Source organism: Falsiroseomonas sp. RANM36 (assembly GCF_056682175.1).
This window is the reverse complement of record NZ_JBWXTD010000002.1, coordinates 543879-547571: the sequence shown is the minus strand read 5'-3', so window position 1 is coordinate 547571 and position 3693 is coordinate 543879. Positions and strand designations below refer to the sequence as shown.

General features: G+C 70.8%; 3 protein-coding genes. All 3 read right to left on the bottom strand.

Annotated features, from left to right (window positions below; genetic code table 11):
• Positions 1-341 (bottom strand): MFS transporter (locus AC1MIR_RS03490; protein WP_480026791.1); only part of this gene is annotated, 341 nt, incomplete at its 3' end.
• A 52-nt stretch (positions 342-393) separates the two neighbouring features.
• Complete coding sequence (locus tag AC1MIR_RS03485) at positions 394-525, bottom strand: hypothetical protein (RefSeq protein WP_480026790.1); 132 nt, start codon at positions 523-525, stop codon at positions 394-396.
• Positions 526-1216: 691 nt separating this feature from the next.
• On the bottom strand, positions 1217-3693 hold a 2477-nt coding region (locus AC1MIR_RS03480), incomplete at its 5' end, for a calcium-binding protein (RefSeq protein ID WP_480026789.1).

Genomic DNA, 3693 nt, shown 5'->3' with positions numbered 1-3693 from the left:
GTCGCGGCCAGGATGCGGCTGCCCGCCGGCGGGCTCGGGCCATAGCCGACGCCCAGCAGCAGCGCCGCGAAGACCAGCGCCGGCACCGTGCCGATGGCGAGCGCGAGCAGCCCCACGGCGGACATCGCCGCGCCCAGTTGCAGCATCCGCACCGGCCCGAGCCGCGCCAGGAACGGCCCGCCGAAGGCCAGGAACAGCACCGTGCCGAAGGCGTTCAGCGCCGAGAGGCTGCCGATGGCCTGCGCCGCCAGCCCCAGGTCGTCGGTGAGCAGCGGCGCGACCACCGGCAGGCTGTGCGCCATGAAGGAGGCGATCACCTGCATGAGCAGGGTCGCCCCCAAGGCGGCGATCCAGGGCGTGGTCACGCCGCGCGCGGCGATGCGACGCGCGGGCTCAGTCGAGCTTCACATTCGCCCGCCGCACCACCTCGGCCCATTTTGCGGTCTCGGTGCGCAGGTTCTCGGCATAGGCCGCGGCATCGCCGCCGATCGGCTCGAAGCCCAGGCTGCGCAGGCGCTCCTGCACGCCGGGATCGGTCACGCCGGCACGGAAGGACGCGGACAGCTTCGCGATCGCCGCCGCCCGCGGGCCCCCCCGCGCCCCCCCCCCCCCCCCCGGGGGGCCCCCAACCGCCGCCTTGCGTGACGGGCTGACGCAAGCGGCCCAGAAGGAACGCAGGCATGAGCGTCTCTCCTCCGATGCTCAGCAGCGAAGGGTGGACGCGATGCTTGGGCCTGAGCCTGACGGGGCGATCGCGGCAGCCCCCGAGGGGAGACGGTGGACGCCACGCAAGGCGCCCGTCAAGAGCGCGCCCGGCTGGCTTGAGTCGCGCGCTGCCGCGGGGTGAGCCCGAAGCGCATCGCCCCGCGCGGCAAGCGCGCCGACCGGGATGCCCTGCGCCACCGGCTTGTGCGCCGGCCTGCTTGATCAGCCCGGACGCTGCGCCCTTTCGCGCACCGAGAACTCAAGCCCAGCGACGAACCGAACGCAGGAGCCCGCCTGGCTGTCGTGCCTGCCGAGCGCATCGATGGCGTTCGGGAGGCGGCGATCGGCGTCGCCGCGGCGGAGCGGCCCGGCGTGATCCCCGCACGGTTCCGCGCGCTCGTGACCAAGCGACCGAAGCCGGTCTGGCCCACCAGCCGCATCGGCAAGCCCATGCCGCGGTGCCGCGGCGCCAGCGACAACCGGTGAACGTCGAGCGACGGCGTGAAGACGGCTACAACAGGAAGTCCGTCTCCGCCAACTGGTCCTTCGTCAGCCCAGCGAGCAACAGCGTGTTGCCCGCGAAGCCGATCACGACGCCATCCGGCCCGTCGGTCAGCGAGAGCTGCGAGAACAGGTCGAGCCCCGTCACGCCGAACAGCCCGATCTTGTCGCGCCCCGGCTCGTAGTCGAGGATGCGGTCGTCACCCCAGGCATCGTAGAAGTCGAAGCGGTCGCCATCGGCGCCGCCGAGGATGGTGTCGTTGCCCGTGCCAGGCAGGATCTGCTGGAAGCCTGCGGTCCCGGTGATGCTGTCATTGCCGTCACCGCCGTTCATGATGTCCCGGATGCCGCCGGTCATGGTGTCGTTGCCGCCTTCGCCGACCACGGCGCCATAGCCGCTGCCGAAAAGAAGGTCGTCGCCTGGCCCGGCATAGAGCCAGTCGCCGAAAGGCGGATTGGCCGGGCCGCCGCCGCCGATCATGGTGTCGTTGCCCTCGCCGCCATTGAGCTGGTCGAAACCGAGCCCGCCATCGAGATAGTCGTCGCCGGCGAAGGCCTGCACCGCGTCGTCGCCGCTGCCGCCGAGCACCGTGTCGGCGCCGCCATGCGTGTAGATCGAGATGGTGGTCGTCATCGCCGAGGCGTCGATGCGGTCGTTGCCGTCGTGCCCCTGGATCAGCTCGACGGACATGGCATCGGTCAGGGTGAAGGCGAAGCCGGCCTTGGCGGTCGCGGCCACGGCGGCGACGTGGTCGTAGCCGGCGCCACCGTCCACGCGGTCACCGCTGTCCACATAGAACAGGTCGTTGCCGGCGCCGCCCATGAGCGTGTCCGGGCCTGCGCCGCCGTCAAGCGTATCGAAGCCGTTGTTGCCCAGCAGCAGGTTCGCCCCGCCATCGCCGGCGATGCTGTCCGCCTGCGCAGAGCCGTAAACACGCTCGATGCCGTCGAGCACGTCGCCCGACGCCTCGCCGCCGAAGCCGAGACCGGTGGCAAGGTTCACGGAGATGCCGGCCGGGGAGAGGCGATAGTCAGCGACATCGACGTCGTTGCCGCCAAGGAGCGTGTCGGCATCCGGGCCGCCGCGCAGCAGGTCGTTGCCGTCGCCGCCGAACAGTTCGTCGAAGCCGGTGCCGCCGTAGATGGTGTCGTTGGCGGCATCGCCGAAGAGCTGATCGTCATGCGCGTCGCCGAAGATGATGTCGTTGCCGTCGCCGCCGGTCAGGGTGTCGTTGCCGCTGTTGCCATGGATCGTGTCGCGGCCCTGGAAGCCCCAGATGACGTTGTCCCCGATATTGCCGCCGAGGCTGTTGTTGAGGCTGTTGCCGCGCCCGTCGACGTTGGCGGTGCCGGTCAGGGTCAGGTGCTCGGCGAAGATCGCCTCCAGGCTGAAGGTGACCGAGCTCCGCACCAGGTCGGTGCCCGGCTCGTCAGCCTCGACCACCACGTCGCCGGGATCGTCCACCACGAAGGTGTCGTCGCCGGCGAGCCCGATCATCGTGTCGGCGCCGGTGCGGCCGTCGATTGCGTTGTCGCCTGCATTGCCGACGATGAGGTTGTCCGTCTGGCTGCCGGCCAGGGAGATCGCATCGGTCCCGGCGGGGTCCAGCGCACGCAATTCCTCCACCGCGGCGAGCCTCAGGTGGAGGGTGAAGCTGCCCCGGGCGAAGACGCGGTCGTAGCCGCGGCCGGGGTCCTCCCGTACGCGGTCCACGTCATTGTCCACGAAGTAGACGTCGTCACCGAAGCCGCCGACCAGCAGGTCGGCGCTGTTGTCGGAGGCGATGGGGGAACTGCCGTCCAGCGTGTCGCCGTCGTTCCCGCCGACCAGCGTATCGGCGCCAGCCTCGCCGAGGAGCGAATCGCCCATCTCACCGCCGACGAGCGAATCCGCGCCGCCGCGTCCTGCGATGGTGTCTTGGCCCCACCCGCCGCTGATCCGGTTGGCGCGGTGGTCGCCGTTCAGGATGTCGGGCCCGTTGGATCCCTCGATGTCCTCGACAGAAACGTACGTGTCGCCATTCGCGTCGCCCTGGTTGTAGAAGGGATAGAGCAGGTCCGCGACGACGCGGGTCGGCGCGGTGGCGTAGCTGACCAGGTCGGTCCCGCTCCCGCCGTTGAGGGAGTCGCCACCCTCGCCGCCCACGAGGGTGTCGTTGCCCGCACCGCCATCGAGCGTGTCGTAGCTGTCGCGTCCCTCGAGCCTGTCGTCGCCGCGGCGGCCGTAGAGCCCGTTGGGGTCCGAATCCCCGATCAGCGTGTCGTTGTTGTCGCTGCCTTCGAGGTCCTCGATCGAGACGTACGTGTCGCCGAGCGCATCGCCGGCGGTGCCGCGCCGAAGCGCCAACACTGCCGTCACGCCGTCGAAGGCCGTGATGTAGCTTGCCGTGTCCCGCCCGAAGCCGCCGCGCAGGTCGTCGGCGCCGCCCCCGCCGCGGCGCCACATATGCCGGGCCAATCCGAGAAGCGGGTAGGAGCCGCCTCCCC